1 protein-coding gene is annotated in these 1,604 nt (G+C 55.8%); it reads right to left on the bottom strand.

What is annotated here, in order from left to right:
- Positions 1-31 precede the first annotated feature (31 nt).
- Positions 32-1,564, bottom strand: a complete 1,533-nt coding sequence (locus A9B99_RS15555; protein ID WP_064599039.1) for an IS3 family transposase — start codon at positions 1,562-1,564, stop codon at positions 32-34.
- Positions 1,565-1,604: the final 40 nt, after the last annotated feature.

Here is a 1,604-nt window from a genome sequence, read left to right as displayed (position 1 = left end):
GGGGGTGCGGACGATTTCCTGGACTGATTGATTAGATTAACCCCAGTCTTTTCCGGTACGTTTCAGGGCTCACTGCGCCCAGCGACAGCTTGATCCGATGACCATTGTACCATCGGATGTAGCCGTCCACCTGCTTCATAAAGTCATCCAGCGTTACACCTGACCAGTTGCGACCATAAAACATCTCATTTTTCAGCCGCCCGAAGAACCCTTCACACGCCGCATTATCCGGAGAGCAGCCTTTGCGCGACATAGAGCGCACCAGGCCCGAGGAGGATATCCTCTGTAACCACCCCGGCCACCGGTAATGCCCGCCGCGATCGCTGTGTATTATCGGACGTTCGTGCGGTTTTAGCGTGCCGATCGCGCTTTCCAGCATGCTGTTGACAAGCATCGCGTCGGGCCGGGTACCCAACGACCAGCTCACCACCTTACCGTCGAAGCAGTCCACGACCGGTGACAGCCACACTTTGCCTGCGGGCAGATGGAACTCCGTGATATCCGTCAGCCATTTCTGATTGGGCAACCCGGCGGTGAAGTCCCTCGCAAGAAGATTATCAGGGGCCACCCCGATTTCTCCGCAGTAAGAGCTGTACCGCCGCCGACGGGTTATGCTGACAACAAGCTTTTCTTCTGACATCAGCCTGCGCACAATTTTTTCAGAGAGCCGTACGCCTTCATCACGGAGCATTGCGTGCAGGCGGCGGTAGCCGTAACAGCGGTAGTTGGCGTGGAAGATCTCCGACAGGCTGACACGCACACCGGCATGTTTATCACCGGCTCGCAGTGCTGCACGGTGATAAAAATAGCTGCTGCGGGCGAGCCTCAGGGTGCTCAGCAGCACCGGCAGTGGATGTGTGTCTCTGAGGGCATCAGCGATCTTCGTCTTTTCCCTGTTTGTCAGGGTGCTGATGCTGATGCYCGGGTCTTTTTTTATTATTTCCTCCGCCTTCTTCAGAATATCCAGCTCCAGCTGCTGCCGTTTTACCGCCTGAGTGAGCCGGGCAAGTTCTTCCCGTAGCGCATCACGCTCCTGGATAAAAGAGGGGTCGTCATTTTTTCGCATGGACAGGTAAGTCTCGTCGCCGATAGCCTCGTCTTTCCATTTATACAACACCTGCCGGCTGACACCCACGTCCTGTGCGATTTTTTGGGCGGGGATTGTCCGGGTACACAGATCCCTGACGGCCTGCAGCTTAACCTCAGGCTTAAAGGGCGCGCTGGCGTTTTGCACACTGGTGTGGATGCGTCGCCAACCGGGATGACGCTCATCTATCCAGCGAATAAGAAGTGCACTACAGGGGTATCCCAGCGCCCTTCGGGTATGGGCAAGGCAGCAGCCGTGCGTAAAGTAATGGTCGACGGCGGCCTGTTTCTGCGAATCAGAGTAGCGCTCTTTGCGGGGCAGGGAACTGATATTGCCACCGCTGGCTTCCCATGCCTGTACCCATCGCCGGAGGTTGCGCTCTGTGGGGTAGCCCAATTCACGAATAACAGAGGTGATCTTTCTACCGAATTTAAAATAGAGCTCAATAGCACGAAGGCGCTCAGCTTTTGAATACATAAATTATCTCCTGAGAGTCCAGGAAATCGTCCGCACCCCC

It is taken from the genome of Mangrovibacter phragmitis, from assembly GCF_001655675.1.
Taxonomy (GTDB): Bacteria; Pseudomonadota; Gammaproteobacteria; order Enterobacterales; family Enterobacteriaceae; genus Mangrovibacter; species Mangrovibacter phragmitis.
This window is presented reverse-complemented; position numbering and strand designations above follow the sequence as displayed.